This window comes from Deltaproteobacteria bacterium (assembly GCA_018668695.1).
In the GTDB taxonomy this organism is placed as follows: domain Bacteria; phylum Myxococcota; class XYA12-FULL-58-9; order XYA12-FULL-58-9; family JABJBS01; genus JABJBS01.
Genome location: JABJBS010000066.1, coordinates 1 through 24035, shown reverse-complemented (window position 1 = coordinate 24035; position 24035 = coordinate 1). Strand labels below are relative to the sequence as shown.

Sequence of the window (24035 nt, the reverse complement as noted above, 5' to 3'; positions counted from 1 at the left end):
GTCTTCCCGCTCATCACCGAAGCAATCAAAGGGGTGAAGGTCAGCGTGGGAGAGCCCTACTTCAATCAGATGGCGATTCCGTGTGGTTTGCTGATGGTGTTTTTGATGGGCGTGGGCCCAGCTCTGCCTTGGGGGCGCGCGAACGCCCAGGTGGTGATGCGCTCGTTTGGTATTCCTCTTGGTGCGGGACTCTTGGTTGCTCTTGCTGCTTTTCAAAGTGGGTTACGTGACTTTGCACCGCTTGCTGCTTTTTCACTTTGCGGCTTTGCAGGCTTTGTAACCTTACGCGAGATGTTTGGGCCGGTGCTCGAACGCATGAAGAAGCGTAAGGAAAATTTTGGAACGGCTCTGAAGATGAGCGTCTCAGCAACGCGGCGACGCTTTGGCGGTTATGTGGTCCACCTTGCTGTGATTGCTATTGTGGCGGCCATTGCAGGCAACAAAACCTACAAGATAAGTACGGAAGCTTCGCTTCAGCCAGGCGAGAGTTTTAACTTAGGTGAATACACGTTTGTTTTTAACAAGACGGAAGCCAAAGACTACTCGCAAAAGTTCAGTGTCATGGCACAAATCGACGCTTTTCATCGGGATGAACCAGCTGGAAGTTTTGCCCCGGCTCTTAATTATTACAAGAGCCAGCGCGAGCCGATTGGTACGCCGGACGTTCAGACCAAAGGCCAGACAGATGTTTACCTAAGCCTGCTTTCATTTGAGAAAGATGGGAGCCGGGTGGTGGTGAAAGCCTATTTGATGCCGATGGTACCCTGGCTCTGGTGGAGTATTCCCATCATCATGTTGGGCTCTTTGATTTCGCTCTGGCCACGAAGGCGCAGGCAAGCGCTGGTTGCACCGGGCGGAGCTGAAGTAACATGAACTGGAAAATTATTGCCATCGGCCTTGTCGTGACAGCGCCCCTGTTTGTGGTGCTCGCTTTTAGTTTCGGTAACGATCCCCATGCGGTGCCGTTTATGCTTCAAGGAAAAGATGCGCCGTCATTCAAGCTTACGACCATCACCGGCGAAGAGATCACACTTGATGAGCTGCGTGGAAAACCCGTGGTCATGAATTTTTGGTCGACTTGGTGCGAGCCTTGTAAATACGAGCATGAGCTTTTGCAGCAGGCTTCGTTGCATTACAAAGATAGAGTGCAATTCATTGGTGTAATTTACCAGGACGAAGCCCAGAAGGCGCGAGACTATCTCAAAACGAAAAGTAATTTTTATCCTCAAACGACAGACCCGGAAAGTTTGACGGCGCTCGATTATGGGATTTCAGGAGTACCTGAAAGCTTTTTCATCAGCAGCGATGGGAAAGTCTTCCATAAAGAAGCAGGCGTGGTTTCGGGCCCGCTGATTCTCGATAAAGTCCAGGCGATGCTCGGAGGCAAAGTACCATGAGATTCTTAATGGTCGTGATGCTGATTGCTCTCTACGCCATCCCAGCGGTGAGCCAGACGCCCAGCACTGAGGTAAGAAACCAGGGAGAAGTGGTTGGTGGCAGCGATGACGGTGCTCACGCGATAGGCCTCCTCCTGCGTTGCCCTGTTTGCCAAGGCATGCCGATCAGTGATTCACCGGCTGATATGGCCCAGTCCATGATGGCAAAAGTTCGAACGATGCATAAAGAGGGCAAAAGCGAAGAAGATATTCTAAAATATTTTACAGATCGCTATGGAGACTGGGTTTTACTAAGGCCGAAGGCAAGCGGCTTCAATTGGCTGGTCTGGGGCTTACCTCCATTCGTGCTTCTTTTGGGTCTTTTGACGGCTTTGATGCGCGGTAAAGGTGCCGCCAAAAATGCTCCTCCGGCTGAGCCATTGCCAGAGTCCTCCCAGGACGAATACGTTAACGCCATTCGAAATGAAGTCGAACTTTAGGAAGTAAGCTTACGATGTCTACTGAAACGAGTATGATTCCCGGCGCTATCGCCTTGGTTATAGGCTCAGTGTCTGCGCTTTTAGTTACCTCTCGCATCGCGCGTAAAGCCTCAGACTCCGACACCGACACCGACACCCCGGTACTCGATCTTGAGGAAGAGGTCGGCCACGCGGTCTTGATGCTACGCGATTTAGAGCATCACAAGAACAGAATCGATCCAGCGAGTTACCAAGCCCAAAAAGAGAAGCTTGAAAAAGAGGCAGCTCAGGCTTTGCGCCAGCGCGACGCCCAAGTGAAAGCCATCCACGAAAAGAAAGAAGTGAAGACGATGTCTCAAGACCAGGAAAGTGGCGGATTTTTGCACAACCGGCCCCAGCTTAAAGGTTTTTTGTGGGGCGCTTTGGTGATGTCTGTTGGTTTTGGTTTGTATTTTTCTGTCTCTACTCAGGCCGTTCCACGCATGGAAGGCGCAGGGATGACGGGCGCTCAACCAGCGGCCCCTACCCAGGCCCGGTCACCGCAAGCCGGTGCTCCCAACACGGAAGTTCAAGAGCTTTTAACCAAGCTTAAAGAGAACCCTAAAGACGTTGATTCCATGGCGCGCCTCGGACGTATCCTTTTATTCCAGCAGCTGCATAACGAAGCAAAAATGGTTACGGAACGAGCTCTGCAAATAGCTCCAGATCATACGGGCGCTCAGATCAACCAAGCGATGGTCACCGCAGGCCAAGGCAACGCGGCGGGTGCCTTGACTCAGCTCAACGCTATTTTAGAGCGTGATGCAAAGAGCTACGATGCTTGGTTCTTTAAAGGAATGCTCAGTATGCAGTCCGGTGATAATGACGGCATGAAAGCGAGTTTTGAGAAGTTTGTTTCTTTGGCGCCAGATGGGCCGAAGAAAGCACGCATTCAGCGGATGCTAAGTGGCGGCGCGATGCAGATGCCGAAGAAAATATCACCTGCGGGCGGGGCCGAGTAAAATTCTACGAACCCCTGCGCGAGTTTTGTCCACTACGAGAAACCCACGGCTTTTGAGCGTCTTTACAAATTCGCTCAGCGCGGCGCCAATCGTATCGCTCGACAAAAATAACGACATACGAGCATCGGGCCGGTCACATTTCATTTCCGGCATGACGAGAATTTGCGCGTTGGTCGCTGTTTGATTCAGGGTCATGGCGATTTTACAAACAGAGACTTCTGTAAAACCATCTCGAGGGTTTTTTGCTTTGCGCGGCGCAGGATAACCATCGCCATCAAGGTCGTAGGCAATCTCAGCAAGCCAAGGTTGAGCTAAAAATTCAGACTGCCAGTTGGCGAAATCACCAGGGTTTAAATTTTCGCCCATGGCTCCCACAAGTTGGCTTAGAAGATCTGCCCGCCGGTGCAAGCGGTCATCGTTCATGGGGTCGTCGAGCACACTGTTCCAGCGGCCGATAAACCAGTCGATGAGGTTGGCTGCTTTTTGGTGCCTGGCTTTACGCATCGCATCCGAATAGCGTTTTCCCTGTGCGAGGTGAATCTGGCGGACTTTATCGTCGAGCTTGCCCTTGAGGACGGTAGCCTGAGTTTGCTTGTAGGTAAGGCTTCGCTCCAACTCTACTATTTTTTGCTGCTGCTTATTGATTTGAACCCGGAGTAACTCTTCGCGTTGGAGCTGCTCTGCTTCTGGCTCGTCGGCGATAAAGAAGCCGAGAAAAAGCCCGGCGCCGAAGCAAACCAAGCTAAGTAACACGAATTTCATCAGCGTTTTCTGACCGGGCGTCATGTCGTCGTCGCTTAAGAGTGGCGACTGAGGTTCATTGCTCATGAGAGTACTATGTACCTAAAGGGTGGGTGGGATCCATGAACAAAACAGGGATTAGGGGCAGATAAAGTTCACTTGGATGAGTTCATCTACCTCAGAGGGACTAAAGTCTGGGCTTTCCCAGGCATCGGAAAGATCTTGAGGATAGTCGGCCATGAGTTTACCGAATAATGGCCCGGTGAATTCAAGAAAGCTTCGGTGGGCGTCGGCATAGTCGCCGGTGGAGCACTCAACTTGAAGCGCTTTTTGGCGAAGTATTAAGCTCATCCCATGGAGGAGGGCTTGGTCAATTTGGTCAATAGCCCTCTGCCAGAGCTCTAAATTTTCGGCTGGTGTTGTTTGGTCAAGGTCGCGCCAGCAACGAAGGGCGAGAATACCGTCAAATACGCGGTCGTGGGTTTCAGAACTTAAGGCATCCACGACGGCAGCGAGCCCCAATGGGCCATCGCGCTGAGTTCCGCCGCTGTAATACGCCCAGCTTGAATCACAGTCTTTGGTAACATCAATACATGTGTGTGCTTCTTTGATTGTGGAAACGTAGAGAAACCAAAGCAAGCCCGCTTCGATGCGTGCTGCGTTTTGTAAGGGTTCAATGCCTTCAATGCCGTTGATAAAAGCATTGGTAATCAGTGGCCCAATGGTGGATGGGCCGACACAGTACTCGGGGTATGCGAGGTAAGTGGATTCGTCTCCGCAGCTAAGGTTTCCATCGGGTGGAGCATCGTAATGGGGGTCAAAACGGCGCATCACCCGTGTGCGCAGACCTTGCTCAACCGTATAAATGTCCCGGGCTTGCAAGAAATCGTCCGGTGATGGAACGGTGTCTCTTCGCCATAAAAGGTCGGCTATTGCATCTGCGCCGGCCACGCGCTCGATGGAGGATACGCTCAGCTCAAGTTGGGAATACACTCCGGAATCGGAAATACAGCTCTCCCAGTTGTCATCGGCCGAGGCATTGGTTCGGGGAAGGTAGTCGGTATCGGCCGGAAGACATTCATCGAAAGTGTTGGATGGCGTCAGTGCAGACTCATATGCCTCGCCGCTAACGGATGCGGGGGTAGAATCCGGTAGATTTTCTTGAGGGTTTTCATCGGTGCATCCAAAAAGAATAAGAGCGATGAAGGCGCAAAGAACTCGCATCAGGTACCCCATATAGATCCCAGGTCGAATAGAATCATGGCTCCAACTCCGGATCCGTTAACGCTTGAACCATGATACCGATAAGGCGTGTTGAATATATTTTCCAAGACGAATGATGCAAGCCATTTATTCTTCGCGCGATAGCTTAAACGTAAATCGAAGACAGCAAACCCAGGAGTTCCGCCCGGTGGAATTCGAGTGATGTCATCAAAATCTGCGGGCGCTAGCCGGGTTTGAGAGGTTGCCCAGCGCATGCCGGTACCGACTTTCCAGTTTTGAAAAAATTGATAGTGGACTTCGGCCGAGCCGTTGAGGGGTGGAATTCGGCTCAAGGGAACAGTGGTGTCGGGGTCTTGGGCGTCTGGGCTTTCGCCATAGGTGTAGGTAATGGCTGCCCGCATGGAAAGGCCATTGTTAAACCGTGCAAGGGCTGAGGCCTCGGCTCCATAAAGTCTTGAGGTACCTTGCGTATTGACCAGTTGTAAGCTGCTCCAGCTGGTTGCACACCCTGTGGCTGCGTCAGGGCAATCGTTGATGGTGCGCGGCGACTTGACGATGGCATCTTCTAGCTCGATGTAAAATCCAAAGACATTAACGATAAGCGGCAACCAATGCAGCTTCGTACCAACTTCCCAGGTGTTGGCCTTCTCTGCTTTGAGGTCGGGGTTCTCAAATTGAAAACCGGGACCAGTCTGCTGCCGTGCAGTGAGGTCGTTAATATTGGGGCTGCGGTGCGAGCGGTCAAAGGTGGTGATGAGATGGACCTGCGGTGTGATGCGCCACTCGGCGCCGATATGACCTGCGAGGGGAAACGATTGCCGGTCGATGGCTTGGGTGGAGGACTCAAGTTCAGCCGGAGAGTGAATCTTTTGCCAGCCCGCTCGCATTCCGGCTCGTAAAAAGAGGGTCTTCTTAAACCGAGTCGCTTGCTCGAGGTATGCGCCTCCATAATGGTGCCAAGCACCATCAACATATTGACCACGGCTTTGTTGCCGCGTGACATTGACGTCGTTGTAAACTCGCCATGCATAGGAACTCACGAGGTCGAGGTAATGGTCGACCCCACCCGAGAGTTTGAGCGACCAGTTATCGCTGAGAACGATAGGCTGGCCACCGATGTGAAGTGTAAAACCAAGGCTATCCACGTCGTCTCGGCCCACATTGTTAATAGGCTCGCTGAGGCTCCCGGTAATTTGGCTGTGATCGAACCGCCTTCTCTCGTGCTGGCGCTGCCAACTTAAAGTGGCACGAAGATTCTCGATCGGTCCCGAGGAATTGTACTCATAAGTTCCGTAAACCAGGCTTCGAAATTGCTCTTCATAAGTTAAGCACTCTTCAGGCTGTCCTGGAGGCGGGCAAAGATCGGTGCGCGGCGCATCGGTTTGGTCGTAAACATACCCAGCGACTTTAAGCCGGTGCCCGGATGCAGGGCTCCAAATAATGTGCGCGTCTGCCGTGGCTTCATTAAAGCCTGTTCCAAGTTGTGTGACGCCATCTTCGCCAAAGCCGCCCCATTCTGGCGGAGGAAACGGAAGCCCGTTTTTGACGTCGTGAATTCTTCCCCCGGTACTCAGCTGCCCCACTCGGCGCCACCCCACCCCAAGTGTGGTGCTGAGATTTTCCCCGATCTGTAAGGTATTCCAGATTCGGCCCCCGAACTCATTGTCGGCGGTGGCGCCGCGAATCAAGAGATGGGCGGTACTGTCAAAACCGGGCTCGCCCCTTAATTTGGCCTCTGTAGGCAAGGCCTCAATAACCCCTCCGATGGCATCTGACCCGTAGCGGGTAGAGCTGCCTCCTCGAATGATACGGATGGTCTCGATGGTTTGGGCGTCGAGGGTAAAAAAGTACTGATTGGGGCCTTGGCGAAAAGTCGTGTTGTTGAGCCGAATCCCATCAAATAATAAAAGCGTCTGTTGGCCGGTGAGACCGTGAATAAAAGCTGATCCCTGACTGTGCGCAGTTTGCTGCACAAATACCCCGGGCTCGAATCGAAGCGCATCGGGAGCTGAGCGCGGGAGCCGGTCCTCTAGCTCTGAGCGAGTGATGACAGAGCCGCTTTTACCGCCAGGTATTGTCTTTTTAGAGTCGAGAGCCTTCGCCTGAATGACTTCTTCGAATGGTTCTGCGTCTTCATCGCCGCCAGAGGCATCCGGTGTGGCTACAAGTGCCAGGCACATTATCCAAACAAGCGACATTGGTGCTCCGTGGGTCTCGCTCTATGAGTACCTTTACTCAGAGCGCTGTCCTCATTATGACATCTCCCATGACTTTGAAGCTATCTCAAGATGTTGTGCAAGCGTTTGAACTCAATGATTGCGAGTATTCGGCGATTACCTCGGGGCATATCAATACGACCCTTTTGGTAAAGCGCGGTGACGATAAGTATATCCTACAGAAGCTAAGCCCAATTTTTGGCGCTGAGGTTCATCAGGATATCGATGCGGTAACCCGTTTGGTTGGCAGTGCGGTGCCGATGCCGCGGTTGATACCTACACGGGATGGGCAGCTTTGGGTCACGACAGGTGATGGTGAGGTGTGGCGGCTTTTGGAGTGGATGCCTGGCAACACCCATTTGCGGGCGCAACACCCAGGGATGTGTGAGAGTGCCGGCCGTTTGGTGGGCCGGTTCCACCGGGCGCTCTATCAAAAAGAGCATTCATTTGCGCACCGCCGTTTGGGTGTCCACAATACCGCTGCTCACCTACGAACCTTAGAGCAATCACTTCAAGAGCATGCAGATCATGGAGCTATTCAAGAGGTTTCGGCCATGGCTCGCCCGGTATTAAAAGCGCTCGCTGAAATCCCCGATTTGACGCGTTATCCGGAGCGTATTGTGCACGGAGATCTTAAGATCAGTAATATCTTGTTCAATGATACTTTTGAAGCAACCACGTTAATCGACCTGGATACGTTGGCACCGATGCCTTTGGCTCACGAAATGGGAGACGCTCTTCGCTCGTGGTGTAATCCGCAGGGAGAGGCAAGTACCGAAGCCTCGTTCTCACTGCCTTATTTTGAGTCGGCGATGCGAGGCTATTGTGAGAGCGTTCAAGGACTCTTTGAGTCTGATGAAATCATGAGCATCGTCACTGGAGTTGAGACCATTGCTTTAGAGCTCACCGTTCGATTCCTAGCGGATGCTTTAAACGAGTCTTATTTCGGCTGGGATAAAGAGAAGTATCAAAGCGCCTCGGAGCACAATTTAGAGCGAGCTCAAGGGCAATGGATATTCGCGCAATCTGTTGGGGTTCAGCGCAAACAGGCCCGAGAGATTCTAGAATCGATTTTAGCTCAAAGCGCTTGAATCAGTCGTAAATCAAGGCGGCTTCGCGGCCTGAGTCGTAGATTTCGGTACCTTGAAGTGCGTGTTTTAAAACCGTATCAAAGCTCTCACCGTTATCGATCGCAACGCGAACCTCGGCAAAGCCGGTGAGTAAATCAATTGCCGGTTCATCGTCTCGAAATTCGTAGACTCCATCACGCCATTTGAAGTCATTGGGCCAAAGTTGTTTGGTGGCCCAAATCACAGCGAGACCCGTTTTATAGGAATCAAAATCATCGCGGTGGGTGACGTGTAGCTGAATACCACCACAAGATTGCTCTTTGAACTTATGGAAAGTGGGCTCAAACATCGTAGGACGAAAGCCAATGCCCTCAAGCCCGAGCGATAAAAGCTTGTCTCGTAGGGCGTAGCCATCCACATAGGGCGCGCCTACGAGTTCGAAAGGACGGGTGGTCCCGCGGGCTTCAGAAAGCTGGGTTCCCTCGAGTAAGCACATTCCGGGATACACAATGGCTGTTTCAAGCGTTGGCATATTGGGCGAAGGCATCACCCACGGGTAGTCGATTTCGTCGTAGTATTGGTGACGCCTCCAGCCCTCGCACGCTACCACTTCGAGTTCGCAACCGATTTTGAAGGTCGTGTTGTAGAGATTGGCAAGTTCACCAACGGTCATGCCGTGGCGCTGGGGCACCGGGTAGAGAGCGCAGAAGTTTTCGAGTCCAGGTGTGAGCCCTCCCCCTTCTACTTTGCTTGCTCCAATTGGGTTGGGGCGGTCTAAAACAACAATTTTCACACCGAGTGGTGCGGCCACTTGCATGCAGAGTGCCATGGTGGCGGCGTAGGTGTAGTAACGAGAGCCGACGTCTTGAATGTCGAATATGAGTGTATCGAGCTTTTTCATCTCCTCAACACTTGGTGAAAGCGAGGCGAAGGTCTTTCCATAGAGGCTGACGACCGGAAGCCCCGTGCGCCCGTCCTTATCGTCACCCACCCCAATCATGTCTTGAGCTGCAGCGCGTACGCCGTGTTCGGGACCAAAAAGTATTCGCAGATCCACATCTGGATGTTCGGCTAGCAAATCGATGGCGTGGTGAAGCTCTTTGTTCACGGTGGTGGGGTTGGCCACAATACCGACCCGCCCACTGCCAAGGTGTTTGCGGGGGTTTTCCATAAGTATGTCGAGTCCAGTTTTCATGCTTTGGACCATATACGAAGAGTGATCGAGGCGCGAGAGATGGTCCTTTGAGAACAGACGTGTTAAGGCTGGAGCAACACCTTTGATGGAGATTTCTTCTGGCGAAACCTAAGCCCCAAAAAAAGCGAACGGGCAAACCACGCAAAGTGCGCGGAAAACCGGGTCGTGTGGTTGAAACTGTGGGGCGCCGCGTCCGTGTGGTGGATGAAGCAGGTGAAAGGGTTTGTTATTTGGCCGGGAAACGAGCGGTCGTAGGTGACCGTGTGATGTGGGAAGAGGCCCCAGGCACGGGAGGCAAACTGGTCACGGTTTTAGAGCGAGACAGTGAGCTTCGCCGGCGCGACAATCAAGGTAAGGACCGAGTGCTTGCCGCGAACTTGCAAGGCGTGGTTGTGGTGATGAGCCCTTCGCGACCAGCATTTAATGCAAATCTGATGGACCGATATTTGGTTGCGATTGCGGCTGCGGGGCTCAAAGGAGCGATTTGCCTTAACAAGATCGATCTTGAAACATCCGAAGAGGTTGAAGCAGACCTCTCACTTCGGGAATCTCTTGGCTATCCTATTTTGCGGACCTGCTCCAAAGATGGCCGAGGGTTATCAGAAGTGGTGGAGCTTATTGGCGAGCGCAGTGATGCTGGATCTTGGGCGTTTATGGGGCTCTCGGGCGTTGGCAAAACATCGCTGGTTGCGGCGCTTTTGCCAGAGCAAGACGTGGGTGCCATTGGCGAAGTCAGCGAGCACTGGGAGCAAGGCCAACACACCACAACCTACTCTAAGATTTTTTCATTGCCTCAAGGCGGTGAAGTTTGTGACTCTCCCGGGATCCGAACGTTTAGCCCAGCGGGGCTAACACGCGAGCAAGTTCGTGATTTTTATCCAGGTATGGGAGATCTGAGGTGCCAGTTTCGAGATTGCGAACACCGTGAAGGTCAGAAGGGCTGCGAGGCACCCGAGGCTTTAAACGATTCGATGTTGAAAGCGTATCGCCGGCTCTTGGAGTGGGTAGACGCTCAACGCGAATATTAATGAAAAATTTGTGTTGGGTCGCTTTTGGCGTGGCCGACTAAGAGCTGCTCAAGGTAGCGAATATTTTCTGGCTCCATCAAAACGCCGCGGTCTGGCATCATCAAGCCGCTCTCATCCCAAATTGGAATAAAGAGAATCGAATCTGCTCTTCGGTTGTAGCCCAGTTGCACCAGCTGCCCCGGTTGAAACGTCATGTTTGAGTTGGCAGAGCATTTAAAAGTTTGCCGCACTCGGTAGAGCCCTTCTGGCGGCAAAGGAATCAAAGTTGTTGCTTCATGGTCGACCGTAAGCGGCACACCTTGCTTGGAAAACTCAGCGCGGTTGTTGAGCCAGCGCGCAGGCAAGTAGATCCCAGCACCGGGATCACCATGATTATGAAAGTAGACGAACCGGTCAGCAGGGACGCTCCCGATATTGATTGTCGTTTTGTAAATACCACACGGCGGTAATGACCCAGACATACTTATAATTTAAGCAGATTTACGATCTCGGTGCGAGTCAGAGAGCACAAAGGATGCCCATGTTGGGCTCAGTCCGCATGGTGATTGAAAAAGCCAAGCATTATTAGGCACTTAGGGTCTAGTTGGAAAGTACCCCAAGATGACGCAGATCCGGGAAATCTCGAACAATACAGTTCTTGGGTAAATTCACGGGTTGAAATGGGCAACGGGGGCCAAGGAGCCTCTCGTCACAAATAGCCATAACCTTGGGAAATTGTCCCAGCAGGTCTCTGTGCGGACCGTTCCCTAAAGCGTTTTTGGTGAATTCTTGAAGCCGGGCGGAAAGGTTTGCGGGTCGCCCAATGATTGCAAGTTCACTTCGCCGGTGGCTGCCAAGCATCCCAACGACAACCTCGCCGGCGGCAAGACCCAAAGAGAGTTTAAGGTCTGCACTCTGTTCACCCAGTTGTTTCTGAATATTTGGATAGGTGTCGACGATTTTTTTGCAGGCATTTAAGGCCGCTTGGTGACTCGAGGTACCGCTGAGTCCAAAGACAGCCATGAGGCCGTCGCCGAGGTGTTTATCTACAATCCCCCCAGCTTCGTAAATAATGTTGTGAAGTGGTTCAAAAAGTTTACGCAACATCGCAATCACTTCGCTTGCTCCGACCTGTTCGCTGAAGGCGGAGAACCCCCGAACGTCGGCGAAGAGGACGCACACTTCGAGTCGCCTGGGCTCTCCAGTGACGGGGGTCATTTTTTGAGTGAACGCCCCATCTAAATTGTTGGCGGAAAGAACCTTCGCCATTTCAGATTGGGTTTCGAGCATGTCTTTAACGATACCCATAAGTCGGCCGTTTTCTTCGCGCATTTGAAAGTGGCCCACGGCTTCTTCTACCGCACGGAGCAAAACGGGAACGTCCAGCGGTTTGGTGATGTACCGAAAAATATGCGCTTCATTGATGGCATCGATGACGCTTCCCAGCTCGGCATACCCGGTTACAATAATACGGGGTGCTGGATGGTGCTCTTGTTCGAGCTGAACGCACATTTGGATGCCAGTTGTTCCGGGCATGATGTTATCGGATACAATTGCGCAGTAGTTATCGGTTGGGTCACACAAGTGAATGAGTTTTAGAGCTTGTTCGGCGCTGTCTGCAGTATCGATACGGTACTTTTTCTGGAGAAGCCCCGTGAGCACATTTCGGTTTGGGGCCTCATCATCGACGATAAGAATTTTCGGTAGATGTTCTCTATCAATCTCTTTTGGCTCGTCTAGATCTGTGACCGCGCTGAAGTTGAGTTTCATTTTTACCTAACCGGCTTTGATGGTTGATTGATGGAAGTATTTGCAGCGAGTACATCTGATGGGGGCAGTGTTCTATCGGCTGAGGCGGGATGGGTCGGCAACCAAACTGTCATTGAGGCGCCGCCAAATTCTATGGAGTCATCGATGAGTAATTCGCCTTGATGCAGATGAATAATTTTTTCACAGATCGAAAGTCCAAGGCCGGTGCCGATGCCAGCTGGTTTGGTTGTAAAAAAAGTCTCTCGAACTTGTTGGCGCTTTTCTGCAGGGATACCGGGACCGTTGTCTTCAATGCGGATGGCAATGCCATCGACATTTCTTTGTGCCACCGGAAGGAGAGTCATCTCGATGCGCCCTTTGGAAGCTTGAGCAGCGCTTGATTCGGATTTTGCATGGTGTTCTTGAACGGCATCCGCCGCATTACTGATAAGGTTCATTAAGACTTGTCCAATTTGCGAACGCCGACACGTAATACCCGGTACGCCGTGGTCTCTAATTTCCAAGTCAATGGATTGAAGTTTGGTTCGCACCATTGTGATGGCTTCATCTAGGACGCCACGAACTTCGACATCGGCCGTGGGTTCTTTATCTACCCGGCTTTGATTGCGAATGGCTTGGTGAATTTCTGTGATTCGCTCAGATCCCAATTTGATATCATTTAAGCCGGTCTGAATACTCTTGAGGTGATCGTTCAGCTTTTTTTGGACTTGAAGTGCCTCGGGGGAGTCATTGCCTTTGAATATGAGGCTGAAAATGTTTTCAATTTTTCCCACCTCACCCCCGATGATTTCCTGGGAGGTGCTGATATAACTGGTGGGGTTCGCGATATCGTGTGCCACACCAGCCACAAGCTGCCCCAGAGTCGCAAGTTTATCGGCGTGAACGAGCTTCTCGGTGGCAAGGCTAATTTCATGGGCTAGAGATTCATTGCTCTTCTCCAGTAAATCACGCTTACCGACTTCCTCACCGAGTAAGCGGTAGCTTTGGATAGCAGCAGCGTTGGCCGCGTCGCGTTCTTGCTGCACAAGGTTCATACGATCTCCAAGTGCAACCGTTAATAAAATGACTTGGAGCGCAGAGCCTATCTGGATGCTGTATTCTGTGACGAAGTTTGTGGGCAAGATGCCCGCCGTACGCAGGCTTAAGAAGAGTGCGCCCAACATAAAGGCACTCCAGGCGAGCAGAAAAATTCTCGCAGGGAGGTAGCCTTGCCTTAAGCGAACCACAGCAGTGATAATTGCCATTAAGATGGCCAGCACAGTGGTTATAATGAGCAGCTTACTCATGGGCCGATATGGGCAAACGAAGGCGAGAACGGCGAGGACCGCGTCAGTTGCCCCGATAATGTATAGGCCTTTTAATATTTTTGGGTTCTGAGGTTTGATTTCCAAAAATGAGGCTGTGAAAAAAACCATAAAGCAGGCTGAGAGCAGACCACCCAAAAGAAGGGATTTCTCGCTTAGCCACGGGCTGAATTGAAAAAGGTATTGGTAGGTGTACCCGTTGAGGGTTGCTTGGAAGAGAATGTACCCACTGAGAAAGCCAACTAAGAGAAGGTAAGTTTTATCTTTCATTGAAAAGAACAAGAAGGCGTTGAAGATAATCATCACCAATATGATTCCAAAGTAGATTCCCTGAACCAGGTTCTCGGTGGCGGCATACTCTCCAAAATGGCTCGGCCGGTAGAGCTTGAGCCCCAGGCTTAGAGATGTGGTGGAGTCCACTTTAAACAAAAGAGTGGTGGTCTGGTCGGCTGCCGGCTTCACAAGAAAATTGATGGTACGATGCGAAAGCGCCCGGTTCTTAAATGGGAGCATATCCCCGGCCTCTTGAAACTGTTCCAGCCCTTGCAAGCCGGCGACCCACAACTGAACGGAGTCTAAAATCGGATACCGGACATTGGCGATGTACTCTGGGTGCTTGGCTGAGGTGAGAATATCAACCGCGAACCACGCGCTTTTATCGGTGAAGCCAAGGTTTGGCACCTTTCCTGTTGGAGGCTGAAATTTCCCTTCGCGGTAGGCCTCCAGAGCGTGCTCCGGCGTTTGGTCATACTCGGAAACCATATAGGAGATCTGCGGCGAGACATCGGTGACGGGTTGATCAAGGTGGACCGGAGCGGCGACCAAGCTTTGTGCAAGGATGCAGAGGATTACAGCACTCATGGTAGCTGAACCCAATAGCTTCCGCAGAATCCCCGAAAGATTTGCAGGACATCATCCAAATGACTCACGGCCTGCCCTCCCCTTGGCGTGTGGCTGCGTGTTTTTATGGATACGACTCGATTTGTTGAATCTAAATAGTAGGACCCGAGGCCTGAGCGATCCAGCTCCGCGAATCCAAATTTTAAGTTTTAAGTGCTCGGAAATTACCCGGGGTTTTTAGTCTCTTGCTAAATTTTATGCAGTATCAGCCAGGGTGATCGCGAAGCTCTTCGAAAAATAGGATAAAGTTTCACGCTTGCCTGTTGGGCCCAAAGTCGACATATTGCCCGCGGAGGTGCTTGGCATGCTGGTGCAGCCCTCGGTCTTCAAAACCGATGTGGGGCGTGAGAAACGTCTCGGGGGGGTTCGATTCCCCTGCATTTCCGCCAAACCCTCTCCCTATTTTGGAATGCCTCTTTTCACCTCTTTCGACCATGAAGCCTCGAGGCCAATTTGCTGGATACCGTCGAGCATAATGTCGAGGTAGGTTTGCGTGGGTGCTGTGGGCTCGGGGGTTTGATAAGCGGGCTTAACCTCGTAAACCCACGCAGCATATGACTTTTTGTCGTAGATTGCATTAACGCAGACGCGGTTTTCGCCCCGGCAATACCGAGCGGGATGACCCTCTTTTTTATCGATTCCGGGTAATGTGTCGGGCGTGATTTCCAGAAGAGCCCCGAGAACGTGGGAGCCTTTGGCTGGTCTCACATTGGCCGCGCCGCCTTTGCGGACGGGTGAGTAGTAGTTCCAGACCAGCTCGTAATCGCCTAAACGAGCGGGGATAACTTGGATGATGCCTTGATCGCTGTAGCCATAATGGCGCAACCAGCCCCTGAGATCTGGGATATGAAGGTTGGATCCATAGGCAAAGACCCACTCTGTGGTGTCTTCTCGATTCATCGCGATCTCCTACAAGGTAAAAAAGCGGGCACTTCCCCAGTTTGTCAGAGGTTTCCGTGTTTGACCAATCCCAATGGGGGTGGTACAGCCCCCGCGGATCCGCGCGCCGAGACCATGATTTCGTCGGGTGCGCTCACTGATTTAGGTTAAGAGGAACACAGATGGACGTTCAAGTTGAAGAAGCAGGCACATTTTACAGAAAACTCTCTGTGACAGTTCCCCAGACATTGGTGGACAAGGCATTTGATTCCGCGTTTAAGCGCGTGGCAAAGGGTGCTCGGATTCCCGGTTTTCGTCCCGGTAAAGCGCCTCGCAGCGTATTGCAGGCACATTACGGATCTCAGATCAGTGAAGAAGTTCAGGATTCTTTGGTCCAGCAGCACTTACCAAGTGCGATGGCTCAATCTGAAGTGACACCGGTTGCACGTCCTGCGCTTGAGTCTGTTTCGCTGACCAAGGGCAAAGATTTTAAATTTGTTGCTACGGTAGAGATTCAGCCAGACATCGAACTGACCAAGTGGGAAGGCCTTGAAATTGAGAAGGTTGAAACAGTGGTTGAAGATGCTGAACTCGAAGCTCGGCTTGATTCCATGCGTCAGCAGCACTCGCAAATGGTTCCCGTTGAAGACCGTTCAGTGGTTGAAACTGGTGACTGGGTTGTACTCGACTATGAAGGATTCATTGACGGTGTTGCATTTGACGGCGGTACGGCTGAGGGTGCTCAAATTGAAGTAGGCGGCGGCAGCTACCTCCCAGGATTTGAGAAAGGCGTTGAGGGAGCAACTGTTCCTTCCGACATCGAGTTCCCAGTGGAGTTCCCAGAAGATTACCAGGCTGAAACTCTCGCCGGTAAGACTGCAACATTCAAAGCCACTCTTCATGAGCTTAAGGTAAAAGAGATTCCAGCGTTGGACGACGATTTTGCTCAGGACGTAGGTGAAGACAACGTTGAAGCTTTGAAAGCTAAAGTAAACGCTGAGCTTATGGGCCAGAAAGAAAAGCAGTCGAAAGACCAAGAGCGCCAGTTTGCACTGAAGGCACTGGTTGCTGCGAACCCGTTTGAGGTTGCTCCATCGGTAGTAGATGAGCAGGCAGAGCGCATGATTCAAAACGCTGCGATGCAAATGCAGCAGATGATGGGTTACCGCCCACAGCTTGGCCAGGAAGAAATCGACAACCTGAAAGAAGAAAACCGCCCGATGGCTGAAGAGCAAGTACGTGGCGGACTCTTATTGATGGAAGTGACGAAGGCTGCTGAAATTGAGGTTGGTGAAGAAGATATCGACGCAGAGATTGCACAGATTTCTGAGACGAGCGGTCAGGCTGAGCAGGTTGCCGCCCACTTTAAGAACCCACAAGAGCGGCAAAACCTGAAGTATCGCCTTCTTGAGGACCGCACGGTTGACGCGATTCTTGAAAAAGCCACGCGGATTGAGCCTAAGCCAGAGCCTGAAGCAGCACCTGCTGAATAAAGTCTTTTGTAGGCGCGTTCTTATTTCCGTGAATTAGTTGGGGTGCAGGGCCTGTCGAGGGCCTTGCGCGGATTGAATCCAAGCCTATTCTATGGTTTGAGCTAGATAACCTTTCGCGGAGTAAAAGCTATATGAACGACGGATACGATTCTTTCACCACGCCTATGAACTGGATGCCTTATGTTGTGGAGCAGACCCCTCGGGGCGAGCGTGGCTACGACATCTACTCGCGTCTTCTCAAAGACCGTATTGTGTTCATCGGCACGCCGATTGACGACCATGTTGCCAACCTCATCATTGCTCAGATGCTATTTTTAGAGTCTGAAGACCCTGAAAAGGATATCAGCATCTACATTAACTCGCCGGGCGGTTCAGTTACGGCTGGCCTCGCGATTTACGATACGATGCAATACGTGAAGCCGGATGTGGCTACACTTTGCATGGGGCAAGCAGCCAGTATGGGCGCGGTGTTGCTCTCGGGTGGCGTCAAAGGCAAGCGATTTGCTTTGCCAAACAGTCGGGTGATGATTCACCAGCCACTGGGTGGCATGCGCGGCCAGGCTTCCGACATGGAGATTCAGGCTCGCGAAATTTTGAAGATGAAGAAGCTCTTGAATGGCCTCTTAGCAACCCATGCAGGCAAGGACCCTGAAGTGGTTGAGGGAGATTCAGACCGAGACTTTTTCATGAGTGCAGAGCAAGCGATGGATTATGGCCTTATTGACAAGGTTATAACTAAGGCAGAAGACGCTCGCGGTGAAGACGAGAAATAATCCTGTAATATCAGGGTCATAGATGCCGCAGGGCCTTGTTTTAAGGGGCTTTGCGGAATTTGTGATGGTGATTAAGTTGCCAGTTGCTCTCATTGGATCTAAAGATTCTTTTGAATATGTACGATATGATTGATGGGGCAGCTTAAGCTGTATCCTTCAACGGCAACGAGGAAGCATTACATTGCCAGGAAAAAGCGAAACATCCGGTTCTCTTGTCTGTTCTTTCTGCGGGAAGAGTCAGAAAGAAGTTAAGAAGCTTATTGCAGGGCCAACGGTCTATATTTGCGATGAGTGTATTTCACTATGCAACGACATCATCCGTGAGGAGTTTGATGCTGAGGAAGCGGAAGCACGCCCAGCAACAAAGATTCCAAGACCGTCGGAAATCAAGGAAATCCTTGACGAGTACGTCATTGGTCAAGAGCGGGCTAAGAAAGTTTTGTCTGTTGCGGTGCACAATCATTACAAGCGTATTGATTCTAATTTTGCGATGGATGACGTTGAGCTCCAAAAGAGTAATATTTTACTCCTCGGACCTACCGGTAGCGGTAAAACGCTTCTTGCCCAGACACTCGCTCGAATCATTGATGTGCCTTTTTGCATCGCAGATGCGACGAGCCTGACTGAGGCAGGTTACGTAGGTGAGGATGTTGAAAATGTCATCGTCAATCTACTGCAAGCAGCCGATGGCGATATCGAGCGCGCTCAGCGTGGTATCGTCTACATTGATGAAATCGATAAAATCGCTCGTAAGTCTGAGAATCCATCCATTACCCGTGATGTATCGGGTGAAGGTGTCCAGCAAGCTCTTTTGAAAATTATTGAAGGCACCACAGCAAGCGTGCCTCCAAAAGGTGGGCGTAAGCACCCTCAGCAAGAGTTTTTGCAAATTGATACGAGCAACATCCTTTTTGTATGCGGCGGCGCATTCAGTGGGATGGAGCAAATTGTTGAACGACGCTTAGGCCGTCAGGGAATGGGTTTTGGCGCTGAGATTTCTTCGGTAGCCCGCAAGCCTCCTGGTGAAGTTCTGGCTGAAGTCGAAGGCCAAGACCTTCTAAAGTTTGGACTCATCCCTGAGTTCATCGGACGTCTGCCTGTTGTGACAACACTTACCGAGCTTGACGAAGATGCTTTGGTACGGGTTCTTACCGAGCCTAAGAATGCTTTGATTAAGCAGTACAAGAAGCTCTTTGAACTCGATGAAGTGAAGCTTAGCTTTACTGAAGACGCGCTCACGGCAATTGCGAATCAAGCGATTGACCGCAAGACCGGTGCTCGAGGACTTCGAGCCATTCTGGAAACAGCGATGCTCGACATCATGTATGACATTCCAAGCGAGCCCGACATCCTAGAGGTTGTGGTTTCTGAGGAAGCCGTTACCCGAGGAGAGAGACCTCGCGTAGTGTATCAAGGCGAGCCCGTTAAAGAAGCGAGCTAAGCCTCAAGCTTTCATACTTAAATTCATAAGAGAAATCCCTATGCTTGGCTTGCCGGCATAGGGATTTTTTTTTGCTGAGTGATTGAGCCTGGTGGGGGTGGTTATTGGCGCCGAACTACTTCTTAAAGACTTTTTGTTTGACTTCATTGACGTAGATTTGCCGCTTTACTTCGTTCCAGGGCAACACACTTAAGTTGATTCGAGTAAAGCTGGTCTCAGTCCTTAGAAGGATGCTGTTGTCCACTCTGGGCCGGTCCCAAGGTAAGTGGACGAAGAGGTTTTTCCCGCCCACGACTTTTACGGGGATGTCGGTTGCAGGATGAACACCGTCGGCCATGGTAAGCGTTCCAGCACAGAGATTGTCTCCGTGAATTTCAATTCCGTCGTAAACGATACCGCGGGTTGGAGCGCCAGTAGCGTCGTCCCAAATCAGCTCGCCTTCCGCCGAATAAATCGCGCGAACGTCGGGAACCCCTGTCGTTGAACAGGCCGGTTTCTCATCTTTTGCGCCAAGAGTGTTGGAACTTGATAAATCGGCCTCTTTTTGGGCGCTGCAGCCGACAACAAGAAGCAAAGTAATGCATAATAAAGATCTCATGAGGCTAGGAGAGTACGACCGCGCGGCCCGAAAGACAACGCCTCCCGGACCCATCAGGACGGTGTCTGTGGTATAATATGTACGCAGCCTGTTGATTATACCGCCATCATTCTGGCGTATCCTGATAAAATAAGCCTTTAGTAGCTTTGAATACGTAGGCAGCTACTTGCGCGGTAGGCACACCGTGATTAGATTGCTTAAGGCGTGTGAACGCGTTGAATGAGGATTTTTAAAGATATGAGTAGTTCTGAAAAAGCTAGTTTGGTGCCTTTGTTGCCACTTCGCGACATCGTGGTTTTTCCGCATATGATGGTTCCACTTTATGTGGGCCGATCAACTTCGATCAGTGCGGTCGATGAGGCAGTTCGTGGTAACGGCGAGATTTTACTCGCGGCGCAAAAAGAGGCTCGGACCAATAATCCTAAGGCAAATGATATCTACGAAGTGGGTACCATCGGTCAGATCATGCAACATATTAAGCGCCCCGACGGTACCGTTAAGGTTCTGGTTGAAGGACGACGCCGAACACGAATTAAGCGCTACGTAGAAAACGATGAGTTTTTCCTTGTTGAGGTAGAGCCGGTTGAAACAATTTCCGAAAATACTCCGGAGATTCGAGCACTCGTGCGTACAGCCCGTGAAGCATTCGAAACTTATGCGCGGCTGTCCAAGCGGCTGCAGCCTGATGTCTTGACGAGCGTCAAAGGTATCGAAGAGGCAGGGCGCCTTGCGGATACCATCGTTGCACATTTGCCGGTGAAACATCCCGACAAGCAGGCCATGTTGGAGATGGAGTCTGCGCATAAACGACTCGAAAAGCTTCTTGAACTCATGCAGTCCGAAACTGAGATTCTTCAGGTAGAGCGCAAGATACGTTCGCGCGTGAAGAAGCAAATGGAACGCACTGAGAAAGAATATTATCTCAACGAGCAGATGCGGGCGATTCAAAAGGAACTCGGTGAGCGAGATGATCTGAAGAGTGAAATAGCGGAGCTTGAAGAAAAGCTTGCTGAGAAGGTCTTGCCAGAAGAAGTTCGTAAGCGTGTGGCCAAAGAGATTCGCCGCTTAAAAATGATGGCCCCAATGAGTGCTGAAGCTACTGTGGTGCGTAATTACATCGATTGGTGTTTGATGCTGCCGTGGATGGATTACAGCGAAGATATTCTCGAGCTTGATAACGCTGAAAAGATTCTAGACGAAGATCACTACGGTTTGAAAAAGCCTAAGGACCGAATTCTTGAATACTTAGCGGTGCAAAAACTCGTTGATGAATTGCGGGGACCTATCCTGTGCTTGGTGGGACCTCCAGGCGTGGGTAAGACCTCGCTGGCGAAATCCATTGCACGTTCAACAGGTCGTGAGTTCGTTCGCATGAGTTTGGGCGGCGTCCGGGATGAAGCAGAAATTCGCGGTCACCGAAGAACATATATCGGAGCGATGCCTGGTAAGATTATTCAAAGTCTTAAACGGGCAGGTGCATCGAATCCAGTTTTCCTTTTAGATGAAGTCGATAAAATGTCGATGGACTTTCGAGGAGATCCTGCATCTGCGCTCTTAGAGGTTTTAGACCCTCACCAAAATACGACTTTCAACGACCATTATTTGGATCTTGATTATGATTTATCGAAGGTGATGTTCATTTGCACGGCAAACAACATGCAAGGAATTCCGTTGCCTCTCAAGGATCGAATGGAAGTCATTAGCATCGCCGGATATACCGAGATTGAGAAGCTAGCGATTGCAACTCGCTATCTGATTCCGCGACAAAAGAAGGAAAACGGCGTTGACGACGTGAAGATAGAATGGAGTGAAGCAGCTACACGCAGCATCATTCAGTACTACACGCGTGAAGCCGGTGTCCGAACGCTTGAGCGGGAAATTGGTTCAGTTTGCCGAAAGGTTGCCCGAGATGTTTTGTCTAAAGGTAAAGACCGAACCATTCGGATTACACCAGCTCGCGTGCGCAAACTTTTGGGCGTAGAGAAGTTTAGAACCAATAAAGGTGAGCAAGAACCTTTGGTCGGCACGAGTACAGGTCTTGCCTGGACTCAAGTCGGCGGTGAAATACTCCAGATTGAAGTGGGTATTATGCCTGGACGCGGTAAGTTGACCATTACCGGTAAACTTGGCGACGTTATGCAAGAGTCGGCACAAGCAGCGATGAGCTACGTACGCTCCCGTTCGAATGCTTGGGGGCTGCCCGCAGACTTTTACTCCAATATCGATATCCACTTACATGTTCCTGAAGGCGCTATGCCTAAGGATGGACCTTCAGCGGGTATTACAATTTGTACTGCTTTGGTGTCGGCCCTCACAGGGATTCCAGTGCGACATGATGTGGCAATGACCGGAGAGATTACACTGCGAGGTAATGTATTGCCGATTGGTGGTCTGAAGGAAAAAGCGCTGGCTGCACACCGAGCTGAAATCAATACGATTTTAGTGCCGAAGGATAACGAGAAGGATTTAGAAGAGATTCCGAAGTCCATTGCGAAGGAAATGACTTTTCATGTGGTAGCTCACGTGGATGAGGTTCTTAAGCACGCTTTGAGTCTTGATAATCCAGATGCGTTCTATGAAAAGGCGCGTTCGACTGTTCCTTTTGATCTTGAGCAGGTTATCCAGCTTTCGCATCACCACGATGCGGAGGAAACACCGACTGTTCAGTAGTCGTTGAGATTAGAGAAACTAAAAACCCGGCTTTGTGCCGGGTTTTTTTTTAGCAGGTGCTAAGTGGAGTGGTCAGCGGTCTCGTATTTGAACGCCAGAAAAACTCGAAGGTTCTTTAAGAGCATCTTGCTCTGGGGTGGCCACGCGGTGTTCGACGACGGCCTGAACGGCCGGGGTGACGTGAGGTGCAAGCGTTGGCGCCGGGTCGCTGCTGCGGGCCGCTAAAGCATTTACCAAGGCATCACGGTGCTTTTGACTGCGCTCTAGATTTTCATTTTGTAGAGTGCTTCTTTGGTTGGCTTCTTTATCGAGCACTGCTTGTTCTTGAATACTTTTGGACCAAGTGTCGAGTATCTCCATGATGCTCTCGTGCTGACTCGTGAGGATCATTTGAGCTACTTCAATAGGTAGTTCGCTCAGCCTAATGTCTGGGCAGTGACGCTTCATCATGCTGATGAATTCTTTGCCAGAACCCGTTAAACCTTGACCTTGAATGGCATGCTGAAGGTCTTGAACGGAGCTTTTCCCTTTATTTTCAAGGGCTTGGATTGGCTTGGCGGTTTGGAAGAGCCCGATGCTTTGGGCTGCTGCATCAGATTTTATTGGGGTATTCATAGGGGACCTACCCAGCTGGTGGGTATTTTGGCTAAAAATCTAATGGTTTAGATGAGATGAACAGCTAAGCCGTCTCGAAGTTTTGGCTCAAACCAAGTGCTTTTGGGAGGCATGACCTCGCCGGCATCAGCGATTGCGAGGAGCTCTTCGATGGAAGTCGCGCAGAGTTTAAATGCCACGGCGCAGCCTTCGGCTACACGCTTTTCGAGTTCTTGTGGTCCCCGGATACCGCCAACGAAACCGATACGCTTGTCGCGGCGAGGGTCTTCGATGCCCAGAAGAGGCTTCAGCAGCTGGGTTTGTAGGATGCTAACATCTAGCCGCTCCACAGGATCTTTGGGATCCCAGGTGCCTTCTTTGGCAGCCAATGTGTACCAGTTATCGCCAAGGTACATTTCAAAGTGATGTTTTTGGCTGGCTTCAAGCCGTCCAGGGCTCACGTTGAAGATTTCCGAGACTTTCGCGAGGAATGAGTCGGGGTTGTAATCGCCAAGGTCCTGCACCACCCGGTTGTAGTCCATGATCAACATTTCATCTTCGGGAAAGCTGACTGCTAGAAAACGTTGGCTTTCTAAGTTGTCTTGACCGGCTTCCCGCTGAGCTTTTGCTACCCGTGAGGCAGCGGCCGAGCGATGGTGTCCATCGGCGATGTAGATTGGGCCGAGTGCATCAAAACCGTTAACAACCGAAGCAATGTCGTCAGCGTCGGCAATGGTCCAAAGTTGATGGCGAATACCGTCTGCTGCAACAAAGTCCACGGCAGCCTGAGTTTGGGTAGCCTTTGTCATGGCGGCAGCAAGCACGCCGGACTGGCGATGAACCAGGAACACTGTTCCGGATTGCGCACCGAGTGCTTCGATATTTTTGACGCGGTCGTCTTCTTTGTCCGGCCGCGTGAACTCATGTTTGCGAACGATATTTTCGTCGTACTCGTCGGTGCTTGCGCAAAGAACAAAACCGGTTTGGGTACGGCCATTCATAGTAAGCGCGTAAGCGTAGAGGCATTCGGTTTTATCTTGAACCATAACGCCGTCGTTGATCATCGTTTTGAGTGCTTTTGCCCCTTGGGAATAAACAGCGTCATCGTAGAGACCTACGTCATCGGCCAAATCTATTTCAGGCTTGGTGACGTGGAGAAATGTGTGGGGGTTATCTTGAGCAAGAGCTTGTGCTTCTGCCCGGTTTACAACGTCGTAGGGTACAGCGGCCACTTGTTCAACAAGGTCGGCCCGTGGGCGTAAGGCTTTAAAAGGATAAATTGTAGCCATCTTGGTCTCCTCTGG

General features: G+C 51.1%; 21 protein-coding genes and 1 tRNA gene. 11 read left to right on the top strand and 11 right to left on the bottom strand.

Annotated features, from left to right (window positions below; all coding sequences use genetic code 11):
* The 4 genes from HOK28_03825 to HOK28_03810 form a co-directional block, all read left to right on the top strand.
* Window positions 1-873: heme lyase CcmF/NrfE family subunit (locus HOK28_03825; GenBank protein ID MBT6432195.1), on the top strand; the 873-nt coding region annotated here is incomplete at its 5' end.
* Window positions 870-1397, top strand: a complete 528-nt coding sequence (locus HOK28_03820; GenBank protein ID MBT6432194.1) for a TlpA family protein disulfide reductase — start codon at window positions 870-872, stop codon at window positions 1395-1397. The genes HOK28_03825 and HOK28_03820, both read left to right, overlap by 4 nt.
* Entirely contained in the window at window positions 1394-1876 is a 483-nt protein-coding gene (locus HOK28_03815) for a cytochrome c-type biogenesis protein CcmH (protein MBT6432193.1), read from the top strand. Before HOK28_03820 ends, HOK28_03815 begins: the two co-directional genes overlap by 4 nt.
* 14 nt (window positions 1877-1890) lie before the next feature.
* The gene (locus tag HOK28_03810) at window positions 1891-2856 is read left to right on the top strand and encodes a hypothetical protein (GenBank protein MBT6432192.1); all 966 of its coding nucleotides are present in this window, start codon (window positions 1891-1893) and stop codon (window positions 2854-2856) included.
* Here the strand turns inward: HOK28_03810 and HOK28_03805 are convergent.
* Genes HOK28_03805 through HOK28_03795 form a run of 3 tightly spaced genes read right to left on the bottom strand, consistent with a single transcriptional unit; the run spans window position 2833 to window position 7019 of the window.
* Complete coding sequence (locus HOK28_03805; protein MBT6432191.1) at window positions 2833-3684, bottom strand: hypothetical protein; 852 nt, start codon at window positions 3682-3684, stop codon at window positions 2833-2835. The genes HOK28_03810 and HOK28_03805 overlap by 24 nt on opposite strands.
* 51 nt (window positions 3685-3735) lie before the next feature.
* Entirely contained in the window at window positions 3736-4821 is a 1086-nt protein-coding gene (locus HOK28_03800) for a hypothetical protein (protein MBT6432190.1), read from the bottom strand.
* A complete protein-coding gene (locus tag HOK28_03795; protein MBT6432189.1) occupies window positions 4821-7019 on the bottom strand; it encodes a TonB-dependent receptor in 2199 nt (732 codons plus the stop codon). Before HOK28_03795 ends, HOK28_03800 begins: the two co-directional genes overlap by 1 nt.
* Before the next feature lie 68 nt (window positions 7020-7087).
* Here HOK28_03795 and HOK28_03790 point away from each other — a divergent pair, with 68 nt between their 5' ends.
* Window positions 7088-8128: an aminoglycoside phosphotransferase family protein gene (locus HOK28_03790; protein MBT6432188.1), complete on the top strand. Its 1041-nt coding sequence runs from the start codon at window positions 7088-7090 to the stop codon at window positions 8126-8128.
* Between the two features lies 1 nt (window position 8129).
* Here HOK28_03790 and HOK28_03785 read toward each other — a convergent pair whose 3' ends face one another.
* Window positions 8130-9302 (bottom strand): DUF1343 domain-containing protein, encoded by a 1173-nt coding sequence (locus HOK28_03785; GenBank protein MBT6432187.1) that lies wholly within the window; start codon window positions 9300-9302, stop codon window positions 8130-8132.
* A 146-nt stretch (window positions 9303-9448) separates the two neighbouring features.
* On the opposite strand from HOK28_03785, the gene rsgA reads away from it, so the two are divergent.
* Window positions 9449-10330, top strand: a complete 882-nt coding sequence (gene rsgA, locus HOK28_03780) for a ribosome small subunit-dependent GTPase A (protein ID MBT6432186.1) — start codon at window positions 9449-9451, stop codon at window positions 10328-10330.
* On the opposite strand, the gene HOK28_03775 is transcribed toward rsgA, so the two are convergent.
* From HOK28_03775 to HOK28_03765, 3 genes are all read right to left on the bottom strand, one after another.
* The gene (locus HOK28_03775; protein ID MBT6432185.1) at window positions 10327-10791 is read right to left on the bottom strand and encodes a hypothetical protein; all 465 of its coding nucleotides are present in this window, start codon (window positions 10789-10791) and stop codon (window positions 10327-10329) included. The two genes, rsgA and HOK28_03775, sit on opposite strands and share 4 nt — an antisense overlap.
* Window positions 10792-10909: 118 nt before the next feature.
* A complete protein-coding gene (locus HOK28_03770) occupies window positions 10910-12079 on the bottom strand; it encodes a response regulator (protein MBT6432184.1) in 1170 nt (389 codons plus the stop codon).
* Window positions 12080-12081: 2 nt separating this feature from the next.
* The gene (locus HOK28_03765) at window positions 12082-14244 is read right to left on the bottom strand and encodes a hypothetical protein (protein MBT6432183.1); all 2163 of its coding nucleotides are present in this window, start codon (window positions 14242-14244) and stop codon (window positions 12082-12084) included.
* 330 nt (window positions 14245-14574) lie between these two features.
* Here HOK28_03765 and HOK28_03760 point away from each other — a divergent pair.
* Window positions 14575-14672: transfer RNA gene (locus tag HOK28_03760), tRNA-Sec, on the top strand.
* A gap of 10 nt (window positions 14673-14682) precedes the next feature.
* Here HOK28_03760 and HOK28_03755 read toward each other — a convergent pair.
* Window positions 14683-15183: a gamma-glutamylcyclotransferase gene (locus HOK28_03755; protein MBT6432182.1), complete on the bottom strand. Its 501-nt coding sequence runs from the start codon at window positions 15181-15183 to the stop codon at window positions 14683-14685.
* 161 nt (window positions 15184-15344) lie between these two features.
* On the opposite strand from HOK28_03755, the gene tig reads away from it, so the two are divergent.
* From tig to clpX, 3 genes are all read left to right on the top strand, one after another.
* On the top strand, window positions 15345-16655 hold the full coding sequence (gene tig / locus HOK28_03750; GenBank protein ID MBT6432181.1) for a trigger factor: 1311 nt from the start codon (window positions 15345-15347) through the stop codon (window positions 16653-16655).
* A gap of 164 nt (window positions 16656-16819) precedes the next feature.
* Window positions 16820-17428 (top strand): ATP-dependent Clp endopeptidase proteolytic subunit ClpP, encoded by a 609-nt coding sequence (gene clpP, locus HOK28_03745; GenBank protein MBT6432180.1) that lies wholly within the window; start codon window positions 16820-16822, stop codon window positions 17426-17428.
* A gap of 181 nt (window positions 17429-17609) precedes the next feature.
* Complete coding sequence (clpX, locus tag HOK28_03740) at window positions 17610-18869, top strand: ATP-dependent Clp protease ATP-binding subunit ClpX (protein ID MBT6432179.1); 1260 nt, start codon at window positions 17610-17612, stop codon at window positions 18867-18869.
* A gap of 115 nt (window positions 18870-18984) precedes the next feature.
* On the opposite strand, the gene HOK28_03735 is transcribed toward clpX, so the two are convergent.
* Window positions 18985-19467: a hypothetical protein gene (locus HOK28_03735; protein ID MBT6432178.1), complete on the bottom strand. Its 483-nt coding sequence runs from the start codon at window positions 19465-19467 to the stop codon at window positions 18985-18987.
* A 219-nt stretch (window positions 19468-19686) separates the two neighbouring features.
* On the opposite strand from HOK28_03735, the gene lon reads away from it, so the two are divergent.
* Window positions 19687-22137 carry an endopeptidase La gene (gene lon / locus HOK28_03730; GenBank protein ID MBT6432177.1) on the top strand — a complete coding sequence of 817 codons (2451 nt, stop codon included), beginning with the start codon at window positions 19687-19689 and terminating at the stop codon, window positions 22135-22137.
* A 72-nt stretch (window positions 22138-22209) separates the two neighbouring features.
* Here lon and HOK28_03725 read toward each other — a convergent pair whose 3' ends face one another.
* Both HOK28_03725 and HOK28_03720 read right to left on the bottom strand, forming a co-directional pair.
* Window positions 22210-22752 carry a hypothetical protein gene (locus HOK28_03725; GenBank protein ID MBT6432176.1) on the bottom strand — a complete coding sequence of 181 codons (543 nt, stop codon included), beginning with the start codon at window positions 22750-22752 and terminating at the stop codon, window positions 22210-22212.
* 47 nt (window positions 22753-22799) lie between these two features.
* Entirely contained in the window at window positions 22800-24020 is a 1221-nt protein-coding gene (locus HOK28_03720) for a DUF1015 domain-containing protein (GenBank protein ID MBT6432175.1), read from the bottom strand.
* Between the last annotated feature and the right edge of the window lie 15 nt (window positions 24021-24035).

What these genes read in the sequence shown, in the direction of transcription:
- HOK28_03755 (MBT6432182.1), bottom strand. Translation starts at nt 15,183, where the DNA reads ATGAATCGAGAAGACACCACAGAGTGGGTCTTTGCCTATGGATCCAAC.
- HOK28_03790 (MBT6432188.1), top strand. Translation starts at nt 7,088, where the DNA reads ATGACTTTGAAGCTATCTCAAGATGTTGTGCAAGCGTTTGAACTCAAT.
- lon (MBT6432177.1), top strand. Translation starts at nt 19,687, where the DNA reads ATGAGGATTTTTAAAGATATGAGTAGTTCTGAAAAAGCTAGTTTGGTG.
- HOK28_03815 (MBT6432193.1), top strand. Translation starts at nt 1,394, where the DNA reads ATGAGATTCTTAATGGTCGTGATGCTGATTGCTCTCTACGCCATCCCA.
- HOK28_03800 (MBT6432190.1), bottom strand. Translation starts at nt 4,821, where the DNA reads ATGCGAGTTCTTTGCGCCTTCATCGCTCTTATTCTTTTTGGATGCACC.
- HOK28_03765 (MBT6432183.1), bottom strand. Translation starts at nt 14,244, where the DNA reads ATGAGTGCTGTAATCCTCTGCATCCTTGCACAAAGCTTGGTCGCCGCT.
- HOK28_03820 (MBT6432194.1), top strand. Translation starts at nt 870, where the DNA reads ATGAACTGGAAAATTATTGCCATCGGCCTTGTCGTGACAGCGCCCCTG.
- HOK28_03725 (MBT6432176.1), bottom strand. Translation starts at nt 22,752, where the DNA reads ATGAATACCCCAATAAAATCTGATGCAGCAGCCCAAAGCATCGGGCTC.
- clpP (MBT6432180.1), top strand. Translation starts at nt 16,820, where the DNA reads ATGAACTGGATGCCTTATGTTGTGGAGCAGACCCCTCGGGGCGAGCGT.
- HOK28_03735 (MBT6432178.1), bottom strand. Translation starts at nt 19,467, where the DNA reads ATGAGATCTTTATTATGCATTACTTTGCTTCTTGTTGTCGGCTGCAGC.
- HOK28_03770 (MBT6432184.1), bottom strand. Translation starts at nt 12,079, where the DNA reads ATGAAACTCAACTTCAGCGCGGTCACAGATCTAGACGAGCCAAAAGAG.
- HOK28_03795 (MBT6432189.1), bottom strand. Translation starts at nt 7,019, where the DNA reads ATGTCGCTTGTTTGGATAATGTGCCTGGCACTTGTAGCCACACCGGAT.
- HOK28_03775 (MBT6432185.1), bottom strand. Translation starts at nt 10,791, where the DNA reads ATGTCTGGGTCATTACCGCCGTGTGGTATTTACAAAACGACAATCAAT.
- HOK28_03805 (MBT6432191.1), bottom strand. Translation starts at nt 3,684, where the DNA reads ATGAGCAATGAACCTCAGTCGCCACTCTTAAGCGACGACGACATGACG.
- HOK28_03810 (MBT6432192.1), top strand. Translation starts at nt 1,891, where the DNA reads ATGTCTACTGAAACGAGTATGATTCCCGGCGCTATCGCCTTGGTTATA.
- tig (MBT6432181.1), top strand. Translation starts at nt 15,345, where the DNA reads ATGGACGTTCAAGTTGAAGAAGCAGGCACATTTTACAGAAAACTCTCT.
- HOK28_03720 (MBT6432175.1), bottom strand. Translation starts at nt 24,020, where the DNA reads ATGGCTACAATTTATCCTTTTAAAGCCTTACGCCCACGGGCCGACCTT.
- HOK28_03785 (MBT6432187.1), bottom strand. Translation starts at nt 9,302, where the DNA reads ATGAAAACTGGACTCGACATACTTATGGAAAACCCCCGCAAACACCTT.